We start from the raw sequence: 15,521 nt of genomic DNA, 5'->3' as shown, positions 1-15,521 counted from the left end.
ATTCAAACCGACATTTTATTGTCGCATAATTTACTTGTTTGCTATATAATCTAAATATTTCCTCAAATATCCTGTTATGGTCTTTATATTTTTTAATATTTTATTCAACTTAATTAATGATCTAATTTATAATAACCCACATAATTATATAAAATCAATATTTTCAAAATAAAATATGTGCGCAAAAAGACCGCAGTTTGAAACTACGGTCTAATTTTTTGTCCAAATGTAAACCACTTGGAACTATTATTTTAATTATTCTTTTTTACTTCCAGTGCCATTTGAGTACCGGTAGCCATTTTTCACTCTCTTTATAGATTTTAATTAAGCCATTTTAGAAAATTTTACGACTATTCCCACTCTTCTTTTCCAAACGTCCGATATATACCAAACCATTCAAAATACTAGATTCTATTCTTTAGACTACCACTAAATCCATCTAATTATAGGACGTTTTCAGATTTTTAGTCCCGTCCCAGTCCCAGTACCGGAGAAATATTATTTTAATATAATATCTCTTTTTGTCTTCCAAGCTATTAAAAGCAAAAGAACAAGTAAAGAGTCAAGATAAGGAAAAAAAGTCCATATTAGGGCAAATAAAAATCTTTAAGACAGATGACAAAGCTAAGTCAAACAAGAAAGAACATAGCAAAGGAACAGAGAGGTAAATGCGGCAGTCTTCGGACTGCCTTTATTTTTTTGCTCATTTTTTTAAATCAAATTTATAGATGTAAATATAAATATCTATAAAATAAATACGTATAAATAAAAAAATAGTTTAATCGCAGCAATCACAATTTAAATTGTAATAGTCGCAAGCTAAATTACGGACTTCACTAGGAAGTTTTCCCTTGTACCTTTTGTAATAAATGGAAAATTTGCTATGGGATGAGTATCCAACAGATTCTGCTATTTCCTTTATAGGAAGCTCGGTATTTAACAAAAGAGTCTCAGCCACATTCATTCTTTTCCTTTGGGTGTACTCTGTAATACTTTGACCATATTTTTCTTTGAACAAATTTTTTAATTTTGTTCCGCTCATTTTAGATATTTTTTCAAGTGTTTCCTGATTTACATTCATGGCAAAATGATCATCTAAAAATCTAGCTACATCTTCAAGTGCTTTATTATCATCAGACTCAATTTTATATTTTTTCCTATTTAAGTAGGTATCTATTACTATACTTACCCATTCATTTGCTTTGGCTTTAAAGAAAAAATCAGCGGCAGGAGCTTCCATCTTACAATTTAAAATTTCCATAGCCACTTTTTCTAAGGATTTTGTAAGTATTATTTGATTTGTTTGAAGTAAAGCCCTATAAAATGATTCCGGATCAATATTAATGGATGATAGGTGCTTGTCTAGAAGCTCTCTTTTAAATCCAATAGAAACAGCAAGATAGTAACAGTTTTCATGTAATAAAAAAAGAAAGTCATCTTTTATATTGTCAAAATCTAGAGTACATAATGAGTTAGAAGTCAAAGTTTGATATGGATTAAATTTTTCTCCGTTTGCACTAACGATGTAGCTTGAATAGATTGAAACATAGTCTGAGATACTATAAGTACTATTTTGAATAACTTCTTCTTTGATATAAAAATCGTGGACATCAATAATGAATCCATCTCCTTCATAAAACCAATAAAGTCCTTCTGCACAAGTTGAATCATTTTTGCTCCAACAAAATGTATGCCCGGCACTTGAATATTTCTTATTGTTTTTACATTCATCTACGTTCATATATTCTTTTACAAAATCATAATAATTCATATCACACTATCCCTTCTAGACAATATTCCAATTAGCCTTATTAATCCAAAACTATTGTATTAGTAATTATAACCGATGTATAATAAAAAAGCAATGATAATTAGTATCATCTAAGCAAATTTATATCTAAACGGGATATTAAAGAAAGGGGAGATAATTATGAAGATTTATAAAAAGCTATTTGCTTATGTACAAGACAAAAAATATCTTGGATTTTTCGCTATAGTTTTTTCTGTTATATCTGCAGTACTTACAGTATATGGATACTATTTAATCTACAGATTTCTAGATAACTTAATTATTCATACAGATTTATCCGGAGCAGAAAATTTAGCACTAAAATCTGCTCTTATATTAACAGCAGGAGCAATATTTTATTTTGTTTCAGGAGCTTTTTCCCATTTATTGGGATTCAGACTTGAAACAAATTTAAGAAAAAGAGGAATCGATGGTTTAGAGAACGCAAGCTTTAGGTTCTTTGATTTAAACCCTTCTGGGAAAATAAGAAAGATCATAGACGATAATGCTGCACAAACTCACCAGGTCGTAGCTCACATGATTCCCGACAGTGCTCAGGCAATAATAACACCTGTTCTTGTCCTTGTACTTGGCTTTATAGTAAGCACAAGGGTAGGTATCACTTTACTTGCTCTTACCATAATTGGAGCCTTTATTTTAGGAGCGATGATGGGAGAACAAGAATTTATGAAAATATACCAAGAAGCTCTCGCTAATCTGAGTGCTGAAACGGTTGAATACGTAAGAGGAATGCAAGTTGTAAAAATATTTGGTGCAAGCGTTGAGTCTTTTAAAAGCTTCTACAAGGCAATAAAAGATTATTCGAAATACGCTTATGAATATTCACTATCTTGTAAAAAGCCTTATGTTTGGTATCAGTGGTTATTTTTTGGATTAATTGCCATATTGATTATTCCGGTTGTCTATTTTATGGAGAACTTGGGAAGCGACAAGATGATTTTGTTGGAACTTGTCATGATTTTATTTTTATCAGGAGTTATGTTTGTTTCATTTATGAGAATGATGTGGTACTCCATGTATATTTCTCAAGGAAGTTATGCTGTAGATACTTTAGAATCACTATACAATGATATGCAAAAAGATAGTTTAAAACACGGGAATATAAATAATTTTAAAAACTATAATATAGAGTTTGACAATGTTAGCTTTGCTTATAATGATAAACCGGTAATAGAAAACTTATCTTTTAGTTTGCAAGAAGGAAAGTCTTACGCACTTGTCGGTTCTTCAGGCTCAGGAAAATCTACGGTAGCAAAACTTATATCAGGTTTCTACAATGTTGATGAAGGAAGTATAAAAATAGGCGAAAATTCAATAAATGAATATTCTGATGAAGCCTTAATTAAAGCGGTCTCCTTTGTTTTCCAAGATTCAAAATTGTTTAAGAAGAGCATTTATGAAAATGTAGCTTTAGCCAATAAAGATGCAACGAAAGATGATGTTATGAGAGCTTTAAAATTAGCAGGATGTGATCTGATATTAGATAAATTTCCTGAAAGAGAAAATACAGTTATTGGTTCAAAAGGAGTTTATTTATCTGGAGGAGAGAAACAAAGAATAGCAATTGCAAGAGCGATTTTGAAGGATTCAAAAATTATTATTATGGATGAAGCTTCAGCTGCTATTGACCCTGATAATGAGTATGAATTACAAAAAGCCTTCAAGAATCTTATGAAAGATAAAACAGTTATAATGATTGCTCATAGACTTTCTACAATTAAAGATGTAGATGAAATTCTTGTAATGGATAAAGGACGAATAATAGAAAGAGGAGCTGACAAAGAATTAATGTCAAAAGACTCCAATTACAAAAGACTGCAAGAGATATACCATAGTGCGAATGAATGGAGTGTTTCAAATGAAGGAGTTTTATAAAAAAAGATTTGCCCTTACTGATAAGGGAGCAAGCAACTTAACTAAAGCAACTCTATCCTCATTTTTCGTATACTGTATAAACATGCTTCCTGCGATATTACTAATGATTTTTGCTCAAGAAGTATTGGAGAATATTGATAAAAGCAAGAGCTTTTATATAGTATTCTCAGTTTTGACTTTGATAATAATGTATATTTTGCTTTCTATTGAATACGATAAATTGTATAGCACGACATATCAAGAAAGTGCAGATTTAAGGATAAGAACTGCAGAATACTTGTCAAAATTACCTTTGTCATATTTTTCAAAACATGATATTTCCGATCTTTCGCAAACAATTATGGCTGATATTGAAGGTATAGAGCATGCAATGAGTCATTCAATACCAAAAGTGGGCGGTATGGTACTGTTTTTCCCATTAATATCCATCATGATGTTAATTGGCAATGTGAAAATGGGTTTAGCTGTGATTATTCCATCACTCTTAAGCTTCATATTCATACCTTTATCTAAAAAATATCAGGTTAAGGGGCAGAAAAGATATTATGATATTCTAAGGAAAAACTCAGAAAGTTTTCAGGAAAATATCGAAATGCAAATGGAGATTAAAGCATATAATTTATCTAAGGATATGAAAGATGAGTTATATAAAAAGATGGAAGAGAGTGAAAGAGTACACTTAAAATCGGAAGTAACTACAATTTTAACTATGTGTATATCTTCAATATTCAGCTTTATATCTCTTGCTGTTGTCATACTTGTAGGAGTTAATTTGATAATAAATAAAGAGATAAACACCCTTTACCTTATAGGGTACTTACTGTCAGCTATTAAGGTAAAAGACGCCCTTGATGCATCTAAAGAGGGTGTAATGGAAATATTTTATTTATCACCAAAGATTGAAAGATTAAAAGAAATTCAAAAGCAAAATCTTCAAGAGGGCGACAATTATAGTTTGAAAAAATTTGATATTGATCTAAAAGACGTTGAATTTGCTTACAATAAAGATGCAAAAGTTTTAAATGGTGTAAGCTTTAAAGCTAAGCAGGGAGAAGTTACCGCTTTGGTAGGTGCGAGTGGCTGTGGTAAAACAACTATCTTGAAACTTATATCAAGACTTTATGATTATGACGAGGGACAAATTTTAATTGATGGCAAAGATATAAAAGAAATATCAACAGAATCACTTTTTGACAAGGTATCAATAGTTTTCCAAGATGTGGTCCTCTTTAATCAAAGTGTTATGGAAAATATTAGAATAGGAAATCAAGATGCAAGCGATGAAGAGGTTAAAAGAGCAGCGGAGCTTGCAAATTGTACAGATTTTATAGAAAAAATGGATAAGGGTTTCGATACAGTTGTTGGCGAAAATGGTGCAGAGCTATCAGGCGGAGAAAGACAGAGGTTATCAATAGCCAGAGCCTTCTTAAAAGATGCACCGATATTAATATTAGATGAGATAGCAGCAAGCCTTGATGTTGACAACGAGAAGAAAATTCAAGAGTCTTTAAATAATTTAATTAAAGATAAAACTGTTGTCATCATTTCACACAGAATGAAATCTATAGAAAATGCAGACAAGATAGTAGTTCTTGAAAACGGAAGAGTAGAAAGTGAAGGCAAACATGAAGAGCTTTTACAAAAATCAAAAGTTTACAAGAATTTAATAGAAAAGACAAAAATGGCAGAAGAATTTATTTATTGAGGGGATTAAAAATGAAACAAAACATGAAAGAACAGTTGTTGACCAAGAAGCCATTGTCTTTAATGTTTCAATTATCTATACCAGCAGTAATTGGGATGGTAGTTATAGGCCTATATCCACTTATGGATGGAATATTTGCTGGACAAATAATTGGTGAGAATGCTATGGCGGCTTGCTCAATAGCTATGCCACTTACATTTTTTAATAATGGGGTTGCAACGCTTATAGGGATAGGTTCGGCGTCGATTTTGTCAAGAGCCATTGGAAAAGGTGATAAAGATACTATAGACAAACTTATGGGAAATCTTATCTATTGGGTTATCTTTTTTTCAACGATTATAACAATAGGAGGAATACTTCTAGGACCATATTTTTTAGATTTAGTTGGAGCAACAGGAGAAATAAAGGCATTAGCCATAAGGTATTTAAGAATAATATTTCTAGGCTCAATTTTTGTAAACTTTACCCAGTCAGCCAATATGGTTATGCGTGGTGAAGGGCTTATGAAAAGAGCAATGACTATTATGGGACTTGGTGCCTTTATCAATATAGCTCTTGATCCAATATTAATGAAAGCAATGGGTGATTATGCCATTGAGGGAGCAGCTATAGCGACAGTAACCGCACAAATAATTCAAGCAATTATTACTCTTTATTATTTTAAGAATAAAAGTGAAAATGTAAAAATAGGTAAAATAAAAAAAGAAAAAGATATATCAAAGGAAATGTTTGGAGTAGGAGTTTCAGCCATGATAATGCAAGTGCTTTTCATGGTTCAACAAACATTACTGTATAGACAAGCTTTTAAATACGGTGGAGATTCAAATGCAATACTAATGTCAGCAACTATGAGATTTTATGGATTTTCATTTATACCAATTTGGGGAATGAGTCAAGGTCTACAACCGATTATTGGTACAAACTACGGAGCAAAAAAATATGATAGAGTCAAAGAAACTATGAAGATATTTTCTATAGGAGGAACAGTACTAGCATCAATATTTTGGCTACCAGCTCAATTTTTTTCAAAACAGCTACTTGGTCTATTTAAAGTAAGTCAAGATATAATCTTAAGTGGAGTTAATAATTTTAGGATATTCTATTCTGTATTCATCCTCTATGGAATTATGATTATGACGATAACTTTTTTCCAAGCGATAGGAGATGGAAAAAAAGCAGGAATTATTGTAATGCTAAGACAGTTAATACTACTTGTTCCAGCCTTACTTATATTGCCAAGAGTATTTGGAGCAGGTGCTGTTTGGTGGGCAGAACCAGTTGTAGATTTTACAATAATAATGTTAGGTTTAGTAATGCAAGCCAAGGCTCTTTCAAATATGAATGTAAATAATTAAAAATAAAATAAAGAGAAAAAACAAAAATAGCAGAAGAATTTATTTATTAGGAGGAATAAAATGGATAATAAAAAATTAAAAGGAAAAGATGTTATTACAATAGGTATATTTACTGCAATATATTTTGCAATCAATTTTGGGTTTATGCTTTTAGGCGGTCTTCATCCACTAATGTGGATATTTATGCCTGGATTTATAGCCTTGGTTGGATCTATACCATATATGATTATGGTTCAAAAAGTTAAAAAAACAGGAGCAGTCATAATAATGGGAGCTATTGTTGCTATAATATACTATTTAACTGGTCAGTTTAGTTTAATAATAATTGCATCATTAGCAATTGCCAGTATTTTGGCAGAAGTGATAAGGTACCTATCAAAGTATGATAGTTATAAATGGAATTCACTTTCATATGCTTTCTTTTCATTAGGTATGATAGGTTCTCCAGCCCAAATATGGATTTTAAAAGAACAATTCATATCAAAAATTCTTGAAAATGGAATGCCAGTAGATTATGTTAATACATTAAAAAGTTTTATTAATACACCAATGTTAATTGTGTTAATTGTAACACCATTTGTTTTTGGATTATTATCTTGTGGAATTTTAAAATCATTTTTATATAAAAATTTTGAGGCGAGAAATTAAAATGTTCAAGCGATTAAAATTAGATCCTAGAACCTCAATAATATTGCTTTTATTGGTAAATATATTTTTCTTTAAAAGTAGATCGGTGGCAAGTGAATTAATTTTAATGAGCTATTTGTTGATTATTTTGACAGTTTGCGGAAATTTTAAATCGGGATTAAAAGTATATTTAACTTTTATTACTTTTTTAATAATAAATTATTTTGTTTTTCCCCATTCACCCAAGTGGATTGTAACGACATTTATTGTACCTGTTTCTTATGCAAGGAAGATTTTTCCTTGCATAATGGCAGGAACATTGTTATACAAAACGGTGACGGTAAGAGGAATTGCAGGAGTTTTTAGAAAATTTAAATTCTCAGAAAATTTTATTTTAGCATTTATGATAACTTATAGATATTTTCCCACATTAAGACAAGATATACATTGTGTTAGAGAATCAATGAAGATTAGGGGGATTAGTATGATTAAAAATATGGATATATTTACTGTACCTATAATAAATTCTGCAATTGATATGTCTGAAGAGTTATCTAAAGCAGCTGTAACACGAGGAGTCGAGAATCCAGGTAGAAAAACAACTATAATTGATTTTAAATTCACTGTTTATGATGTTTTAGTGATTTTATTTGTTGTTTTAATTATGGTTATATTTTAGGTGAGTTGGAATGGGTTATGTTAATATAAATGATGTATCTTGTACCTCTAAAACGGGATATAAAATATTAAAGGATATCAACTTAAATGTTGAAAAAGGTGGATGTATACTACTTATGGGACTAAGTGGTTCAGGCAAAACGTCATTGACTAAATTAATAAATGGAATTATACCACATTTTGAAGAAGAAACTGACTTTGTTGGAGAAGTTTTAATGGAGGGAGAATCTACTAGAAACATATCACAGTATAAAATTTCAGAAAAAGTTGGTTCAATATTTCAAAATCCAAAATCTCAATTTTTTAATTCTGATGTTGAGGGAGAAATTGTATTTGGTCTTGAAAATATGGGAATTGAACCAGAGTTAATAAAAAAAAGCTTAAAAAAAACTATTAATAATTTAAATATAGATAGATTAATAGGGAAAAATGTCATCTCATTGTCCAGTGGGGAAAAACAAATTTTAGCTTTTGCATCTATTTTTGCATTAAACACAGATATTGTCGTATTGGACGAACCATCTTCAAATCTTGATATGGATACAATTGAAACGATAAAAAACAATATTGAAATATTTAAAAAAGAAGGAAAGACAATTATAGTTGCAGAACATCGACTATATTATTTAAAAGACATAATTGATAAAGCATATTATATAGACAAAGGCATAATTAAGGATTGTTTTACACAAGAAGAGATAAAATCATTTAATTCAAAAAAAGAAGATAATCTCAAAATTAGAACTTTATCTACTCCGAAGTTGGAAGTTCTTGAAAAAGAATTTAATAAAAATGATGATTATTTATGTAAAGATTTATCGTATACAATAAATGGAAATTTCATATTCAAAGATATTAATATTTCTTTGAATAGAGGTGAAATATTAGGTATAGTTGGGAAAAATGGTATAGGAAAAACAAGTCTATTAAAGTGTATTTCAGGACTTATAAAAAAGAATACAGGAAATGTTTTTTTAAACAATAAACTCTTAAATAATAAAGATAGATTAAAAAACACATACCTTGTAACACAGGACATTAATTCACAATTATTCACTCGAAGCGTAAAAGAAGAATGTGAATTAAATTTACCTGAGTATAGATTAAATCAGGTAGATATAGTTCTTAACAGGCTTGGATTAGATAAATATAAAGATAAGCATCCAATGTCGCTTTCAGGAGGACAAAAACAAAGGTTGACAATTGCCTTAGCTCTACTTTCAGATAAAGAAATCATAATCTTTGATGAGCCTACAAGTGGCTTAGATTTCAAAAATATGATAATTGTATCAGAAGTTATAAAGGATTTGGCAAAAAAATCTAATAAAGTTGTAATTGTTGTTTCGCATGATTATGAGTTTTTAAATAATGTAGCAGATGGAATATATAAAATGGCATAAAATCAATAATTAAAATCTTAAGGGTCTGTAGGGTCTGTAAATAATTTTGTGTATCAACCTAAATCCTGGTAAAAGGTAAGGGTTGATACATTTTTTTGTATCAATGTTTAACCATTCCTAAGGAATAGATCTTTACTTAATTTTACACGACTCTAATAAACCATCAATTTTTCATGAAAATTTGCAGCTGATTTTATAGGATTATTTTTGTAATTGCCATACTAATCATTTTAACTTTCTTTTGATTTATTAAGAAGTAGAGAATGGATCTGCCATATTTCTCTTGATAATTTTTCTATCTGTTTATTCATTGATTCGATTTCATTTTTGTAAATAACTCCAGTTGTATTAGTTGCTTTTGCAATCTGGTTTATGTTATTTGTTACATTTGAAAGCAGCCATTGTAGATTTCTAAATGGTTCTAGATCTACAATATAAATTTCTTTTTCTAATACACATTTCCTAAGAAAGTGGGACATGGTTTTACAATTTGCAAGTTTCATTTTCTTTTCAAAAATTTCTTTTTCTTCATCTGTTAAATTTATTTAAGTTGATTATTTTGATTTTTAATAAAAAGATATTTTCAAAATAGGAATATGTACTCAAAAAGACCGCAGTTTGAAACTACGGTCTAATTTTTTGTCCAAATGTAAACCACTTGGAACTATTATTAAGTTTATTCTTTACCATTTGAGTACCAGTAGTCATTTCCCATTCTCTTTATAGCTTGTAATTAAGCCATTTTAGAAAATTTTGCTATTACTCCCACTCAATAGTCCCAGGTGGTTTTGAAGTTATATCATACACTACTCTACCAACTCCAGTGACTTCGTTTATCATTCTGCTTGATAGGGTTTGTAGTAGTTCGAATGGTAGTTCTGCTGCTTCTACGCTCATTGCGTCTGTTGTTTCTACAGCTCTGATTGCTACTACATTTTCGTATACTCTGGCATCGCCTTTTACTCCTACTGTTTTTATTGGAGTCCATACTGTGAAATATTGCCAGATGTCTTCGTTTAGGCCGTGGTTTTTTACTTCTTCTCTTAGGATTGCATCTGTTTCTCTTACTATTTCTAGTCTTTCTTCTGTGATTTCTCCGATCACTCTGATTGCAAGTCCTGGTCCTGGGAATGGTTGGCGCCATACCATATCGTGTGGTACACCGATTGCTTCTCCTAGTTCTCTTACTTCATCTTTAAATAGATCACGCAATGGTTCTACTAGGCCTTCAAAAAGCATATCTTCTGGCAAACCACCTACGTTATGGTGGGATTTGATTACACTTGCCTTATCTTTTCCTGATTCAATTACGTCTGGGTAAATTGTTCCTTGGACTAGGTATTTTGCTTCGCCAAATTCTTTGGCTTCGCGTTCGAATACTTCTATAAAGTGGTTACCAATGATTTTTCTTTTTGTTTCTGGATCATCTACGCCTTTTAGTTTTTCTAAAAATTCAGCGCTTGCGTCTACTTTTTTGACATTTAGTCCTAAGTTTTTGTAAGTTTCCATTACTTCATCTGCTTCGTTTTTACGTAGGAGACCGTGGTCTACAAATATACATTGAAGATTATCACCTATTGCTTTTGAAACAATGGTTGCTGCTACAGATGAGTCTACTCCACCAGAAAGTGCGCAAATCATTTTTTCGCCAGCATATTTTTCTTTGATGTCTGCTATAATTTTTTCTGCAAAGTCATCCATTTTCCAAGTTTTTTCTGCATGGCAGATGTCTATTACAAAGCTTTCTAGCATTTCTTTACCGTATTCTGAGTGAACTACTTCTGGGTGAAATTGTACTGCGTAGATATTTTTTTCTTTGTTTTCCATACCTGCTACTGGGCAGTTAAGTGTCCATGCAGTTTTCTTAAATCCATCAGCAATTTTGCTTACCCTATCTCTGTGGTTCATCCAAATTGTTGATTCTTGTGGTACATTTTTAAATATTTCGCTTTTGTTATCTACCAATAGTGGTGTTTTACCGTATTCACCGTTTTTTGGTGTTTCGATTTGACCACCATAATATTGGTTGATATATTGTAAACCATAGCAAATACCTAAAATTGGTACTCCTAGGTCAAATAATTTGCTGTCTGTTCTTAAAGAATTTTCATCATTTACTGATTGTGGGCCACCTGTTAGGATAATTCCTGCTAGTCCCTCTAAATCAAGTGTGTCCAAGTTTACATCGCATGGATGAAGCTCTGCGTAAACGCCTAGTTCACGCACGCGTCTTACGATAAGTTGGTCGGTTTGGCCACCAAAATTTAGTACAAAAATTTTGTTTAAACTCATCTTCTCTCCCTTTTACTTTTTATCTTCAAATTTGGATTTGTAATATTCTACTATCTGTGTTGCGGTTTGCTCAATGGTATTGTTTGTCACATCTATAACCTTGCAATCTAAGTCTTTAAATACTTCTTTTGCATAATTTAGCTCATCATTTATACGGTTTTGTTTTGAATATTTTGATTCTCCTTCAAAACCTAGTTCTTTTGAGCGGTCTTCTCTTATATTTACAAGCTTTTCTGGATCTATTATTAGACCAATTAGCCTATCGGAATCTACATCAAAAATCTCTTTTGGTAGTCTTGATTCTGGCACTAATGGCAAATTACTTACCTTATAATTTTTGGTTGCAAGAATCATAGTTGTTGGAGTTTTACTAGTTCTACTTACTCCAAGCAAGACTATATCAGATTTTAAAAATCCTCTAGGATCTTTGCCATCATCATATTGGATGGCAAATTCTATGGCCTCAATCATAGAAAAATAGTCTTTAGAAAGGGCTCTTGTAAGCCCTACTTGCCTAACTGCCTTTTGACCTGTGACTTTTTCAAAGGCTCTAATGCCCTCTTCTAGGATTGCCAGCACTTCTATATTCTTTTCTCTGGCCAAATCGCAAATGTAATTTGCCAAGTTTTTATCAGCCATTGTTGGCACAATTATCGAATACTTAGGAATTTGCTTAAAAATTTCATCTATTTCTTCTTTTGTTTTAACATCTGGTCTTCTTATGACTCTAGTGCTTAGATCAGGAAACTGGGTAGTAACTGACTTTAAATAGGTCTCGGCAGTTTCTCCAGTTGAGTCGCTGATTATAAATATAGTTAATGCTTCATCCATAATTTTCCTCTATTTAACTATTTGACTGACATCAAATACTTTGTTGATTCTTTTTGATAGGGCATTTAGCATGGTAAGTCTATTATTTTTTACCGCCTCGTCTTCAACATTTATCATAGTATTGTCTAAGTATTCATTACCCACATTTGCAGTTAGAGCCACACTTTTTAGCTCACTTTTGTAGTCTTCACTTGATTGGAAGACCCTATTTGCTAGATTTCTAATCTCATCATAAAAACTTTTTTCAAGATCATTTTCAAATAAATCTTTGTTAATGTCAACTGATATATCTTCTTTTGCTAGGTTATTAATCCTATTAAAGTAGGATAAAGCTTCTTCATCATCTGCTAAAAATTCGCTTACAGCTTGAGCTCTATGATATATTCTTAGTACATTTGTATCATCTCCATTTATTACTGAGTTTACAATATCATATCTAAATCCATCATCTATTAGCATATTTCTTAGTCTATCTTTGATAAATTCAATAGTTTTTTCCATTGTAATGTCATAATCAAATGGCAATCCATTTTCTTCTGTATAAACTATTAGGGCATCATTTATCAAATCCTTAAGATCAACATCAATGTTATTTTGCAAGATTATATTGATAAGTCCTAGGGCAGAACGACGTAATCCAAATGGGTCTTGGCTTCCTGTTACATATTTTTCAATAGCATAAAGTCCAACAATTGTATCGATTTTATCAGCAATTGATAAAACTATACCTGTAATAGTTTTTGGTAGAGCTCCACCAGCTGATCTTGGCAAGTACTGTTCTTCTATAGCATTTGCTACTCTTTCGTTTTCGCCAGAATTTAGGGCATAGATTTTACCCACGGTTCCTTGAAGCTCGGTAAATTCTATAACCATTTTTGTGACTAGGTCTGCTTTTGAAAGATATGCTGCACGCTTTAAGTCTTCCTTGATATCTTCACCAAGTTTTAATTCTTGTTGATATCTCTCGCTTAAGTCCACAAGTCTTTGTGTTTTTTGATACATAGATCCAAGGCCTTCAAAAAATGTAAGTGATTTTAAATCTTCTACATACTCTTCTAGTTTTTTTGCGCTATCTATCTCATAGAAGAATTTTGCATCTTCAAGTCTTGCTACTAATACTTTCTTATTACCTAAAACTACATTTTCACCGTGATTGTCATCCCCATTTCTAACTAAAAGGAAGTATGGCAATAAGTTGCCGTTATCATCCAAAACTGGGAAATATCTTTGATGGTCTTTCATTGGAGTAATGATAACTTCTTTTGGTAATTCCAAATATTTTGTATCAATATCTCCAGCAAGCACTGTTGGATACTCAACGATATTTATTACTTCATCAAGTAAATCCTCATCGTGCATATACTCCCCACCCTTTTCCATATTTATTTTATTTAGTCCACGGATAATGATATCTCGACGATCTTTATATGGTAGGATTACAAAATTTTCTTTTAAAAGATTTTCGTATTCATCTATAGAATTTATAACAACTTTATCATTGCCCAGTGTTCTATGACCACGGGTCACATTTGAAACTGTAATGCCTTCTGCATCAAAATCTAAGATTTTGTCATCTAAGATAGAAACAAAGTATCTAATAGGCCTTGCCCAGCGGATAGATTTGCCACCCCAACGCATGGAGCGTTTGAAGTTGATTGATTTTACTAAATCATATACATTTTCTTTTAAAACTTGTACAACAGATTTGCTTTCTTCTTTTTTTTCTATATAAACATAGTCAGATCCATTATAATCTTTGATAACTACATCAGAAAGTTCTGCACCTTGTCCTCTTAAAAATCCTAAAAGTGGCTTATTTGGATTGCCATCTTCATCATAGGCAATAGCAGCACTTGGTCCTTTGACACAAATTGTTACATCTGATTGATTTGAATTTATATTTTCTAAAAAGATTGCAAATCTTCTTGGTGTTGATTCCACTCTAATTTCATCTACTGTTAATTTGTTATCATCAATTAATTTTTGAAATTTTTCTTTAAGTTGTTTTTTGGTCGATTCTATATAATCTGAAGGTATCTCTTCTACACCGATTTCTAATAAGTATCTACTCATCATTATCCTTTCTTAGAAGAGGAAATCCTTGCTCTTCTCTTTTTGCAATATATTTTTCAGCTACTTTTGAGCTTACATCACGCACTCTTTTTATGTAGTGGCTACGTTCTGAAACAGAAATGGCCCCTTTGGCATCAAGAGTGTTAAAGGTATGGCTTGTTTTTAGTACATTGTCATAGGCTGGATAAACTAAATCAAGATCAATTAGTCTGTTTGCTTCTTTTTCATAAATATCAAATAAGTTCATCAAAACTTCATTATCTGCATCTTCGAAAGAGTATTTGGAGTTTTCGTACTCTGCAAGTTTAAATACATCACCGTAGGTTAAATTTTCTGACCATTTGATATCATAAACATTGTCTACATCTTGAAGGTACATACAAATTCTTTCAAGACCGATTGTGATCTCTCCACTTTCAATCTCACAGTTGATACCACCTACTTGTTGGAAATAAGTAAATTGTGTGATTTCCATCCCATCAAGCCAAACTTCCCAACCAAGTCCCCAAGCACCAAGGGTTGGTGATTCCCAGTTGTCTTCTACAAAACGAATATCATGTTCTTTTGGATTGATACCAATTCTTTCAAGGCATTTTAGATAAATATCTTGGATATTATCTGGGCTTGGTTTTAGTAAAACTTGTAATTGGTGGTGTTGGTATAGCCTGTTTGGATTTTCTCCATAACGACCATCTGCTGGTCTTCTTGATGGCTCAACATAAACTACTGACCAAGGTTCTGGTCCAAGAGCTCTTAAAAAAGTGCGAGGGTTCATAGTTCCAGCACCTTTTTCTGTATCATAAGAAAACATTACAGAGCATCCCTGCTCTTTCCAGTATTCTTCTAAAGTTAGTATTAAATCTTCAAAATACATA

Annotated in this window: 12 protein-coding genes; 6 read left to right on the top strand and 6 right to left on the bottom strand. The window is 31.5% G+C overall.

Annotated elements, in window-relative coordinates; all coding sequences use genetic code 11:
• Positions 1-778: 778 nt before the first annotated feature.
• Positions 779-1,771: a helix-turn-helix domain-containing protein gene (locus tag JNO63_RS00585; protein ID WP_203126239.1), complete on the bottom strand. Its 993-nt coding sequence runs from the start codon at positions 1,769-1,771 to the stop codon at positions 779-781.
• A gap of 159 nt (positions 1,772-1,930) precedes the next feature.
• Here JNO63_RS00585 and JNO63_RS00580 point away from each other — a divergent pair, with 159 nt between their 5' ends.
• The 6 genes from JNO63_RS00580 to JNO63_RS00555 are packed head-to-tail and all read left to right on the top strand — an operon-like array spanning position 1,931 to position 9,450.
• Positions 1,931-3,685, top strand: a complete 1,755-nt coding sequence (locus JNO63_RS00580) for an ABC transporter ATP-binding protein (protein ID WP_203126237.1) — start codon at positions 1,931-1,933, stop codon at positions 3,683-3,685.
• Entirely contained in the window at positions 3,669-5,390 is a 1,722-nt protein-coding gene (locus tag JNO63_RS00575; protein WP_203126235.1) for an ABC transporter ATP-binding protein, read from the top strand. The genes JNO63_RS00580 and JNO63_RS00575 overlap by 17 nt, the downstream gene beginning before the upstream one ends.
• Before the next feature lie 11 nt (positions 5,391-5,401).
• Positions 5,402-6,745, top strand: coding sequence for an MATE family efflux transporter (locus tag JNO63_RS00570; protein WP_203126233.1), 1,344 nt, complete (start codon positions 5,402-5,404; stop codon positions 6,743-6,745).
• A 60-nt stretch (positions 6,746-6,805) separates the two neighbouring features.
• On the top strand, positions 6,806-7,393 hold the full coding sequence (locus JNO63_RS00565; RefSeq protein WP_203126231.1) for an MptD family putative ECF transporter S component: 588 nt from the start codon (positions 6,806-6,808) through the stop codon (positions 7,391-7,393).
• Position 7,394: 1 nt separating this feature from the next.
• On the top strand, positions 7,395-8,051 hold the full coding sequence (locus JNO63_RS00560; RefSeq protein ID WP_203126229.1) for an energy-coupling factor transporter transmembrane component T: 657 nt from the start codon (positions 7,395-7,397) through the stop codon (positions 8,049-8,051).
• 10 nt (positions 8,052-8,061) lie between these two features.
• The gene (locus tag JNO63_RS00555) at positions 8,062-9,450 is read left to right on the top strand and encodes an ABC transporter ATP-binding protein (RefSeq protein ID WP_203126227.1); all 1,389 of its coding nucleotides are present in this window, start codon (positions 8,062-8,064) and stop codon (positions 9,448-9,450) included.
• Between the two features lie 230 nt (positions 9,451-9,680).
• Here the strand turns inward: JNO63_RS00555 and JNO63_RS00550 are convergent, their stop codons facing one another.
• From JNO63_RS00550 to glyQ, 5 genes are all read right to left on the bottom strand, one after another.
• A complete protein-coding gene (locus JNO63_RS00550; protein WP_203126433.1) occupies positions 9,681-9,995 on the bottom strand; it encodes a plasmid mobilization protein in 315 nt (104 codons plus the stop codon).
• 214 nt (positions 9,996-10,209) lie between these two features.
• Complete coding sequence (gene guaA, locus JNO63_RS00545; RefSeq protein ID WP_203126225.1) at positions 10,210-11,742, bottom strand: glutamine-hydrolyzing GMP synthase; 1,533 nt, start codon at positions 11,740-11,742, stop codon at positions 10,210-10,212.
• A gap of 12 nt (positions 11,743-11,754) precedes the next feature.
• The gene (locus JNO63_RS00540) at positions 11,755-12,573 is read right to left on the bottom strand and encodes a pyruvate, water dikinase regulatory protein (RefSeq protein WP_203126223.1); all 819 of its coding nucleotides are present in this window, start codon (positions 12,571-12,573) and stop codon (positions 11,755-11,757) included.
• A 9-nt stretch (positions 12,574-12,582) separates the two neighbouring features.
• Positions 12,583-14,649, bottom strand: a complete 2,067-nt coding sequence (gene glyS / locus JNO63_RS00535) for a glycine--tRNA ligase subunit beta (protein WP_338014972.1) — start codon at positions 14,647-14,649, stop codon at positions 12,583-12,585.
• Positions 14,639-15,520, bottom strand: coding sequence for a glycine--tRNA ligase subunit alpha (gene glyQ / locus JNO63_RS00530; RefSeq protein ID WP_203126222.1), 882 nt, complete (start codon positions 15,518-15,520; stop codon positions 14,639-14,641). Before glyQ ends, glyS begins: the two co-directional genes overlap by 11 nt.
• Between the last annotated feature and the right edge of the window lies 1 nt (position 15,521).

This window comes from Anaerococcus sp. mt242 (assembly GCF_016798225.1).
In the GTDB taxonomy this organism is placed as follows: Bacteria; Bacillota; Clostridia; order Tissierellales; family Peptoniphilaceae; genus Anaerococcus.
Note: the sequence above shows the minus strand (reverse complement) of the source record. Positions and strands in the feature narration are given on the sequence as shown.

Excerpts from the sequence above, each read along its gene's own strand:
- JNO63_RS00570 (WP_203126233.1), top strand. The coding sequence starts at position 5,402 with ATGAAACAAAACATGAAAGAACAGTTGTTGACCAAGAAGCCATTGTCT.
- JNO63_RS00585 (WP_203126239.1), bottom strand. The coding sequence starts at position 1,771 with ATGAATTATTATGATTTTGTAAAAGAATATATGAACGTAGATGAATGT.
- JNO63_RS00580 (WP_203126237.1), top strand. The coding sequence starts at position 1,931 with ATGAAGATTTATAAAAAGCTATTTGCTTATGTACAAGACAAAAAATAT.
- glyS (WP_338014972.1), bottom strand. The coding sequence starts at position 14,649 with ATGATGAGTAGATACTTATTAGAAATCGGTGTAGAAGAGATACCTTCA.
- JNO63_RS00540 (WP_203126223.1), bottom strand. The coding sequence starts at position 12,573 with ATGGATGAAGCATTAACTATATTTATAATCAGCGACTCAACTGGAGAA.
- guaA (WP_203126225.1), bottom strand. The coding sequence starts at position 11,742 with ATGAGTTTAAACAAAATTTTTGTACTAAATTTTGGTGGCCAAACCGAC.
- JNO63_RS00555 (WP_203126227.1), top strand. The coding sequence starts at position 8,062 with ATGGGTTATGTTAATATAAATGATGTATCTTGTACCTCTAAAACGGGA.
- glyQ (WP_203126222.1), bottom strand. The coding sequence starts at position 15,520 with ATGTATTTTGAAGATTTAATACTAACTTTAGAAGAATACTGGAAAGAG.
- JNO63_RS00560 (WP_203126229.1), top strand. The coding sequence starts at position 7,395 with ATGTTCAAGCGATTAAAATTAGATCCTAGAACCTCAATAATATTGCTT.
- JNO63_RS00575 (WP_203126235.1), top strand. The coding sequence starts at position 3,669 with ATGAAGGAGTTTTATAAAAAAAGATTTGCCCTTACTGATAAGGGAGCA.
- JNO63_RS00565 (WP_203126231.1), top strand. The coding sequence starts at position 6,806 with ATGGATAATAAAAAATTAAAAGGAAAAGATGTTATTACAATAGGTATA.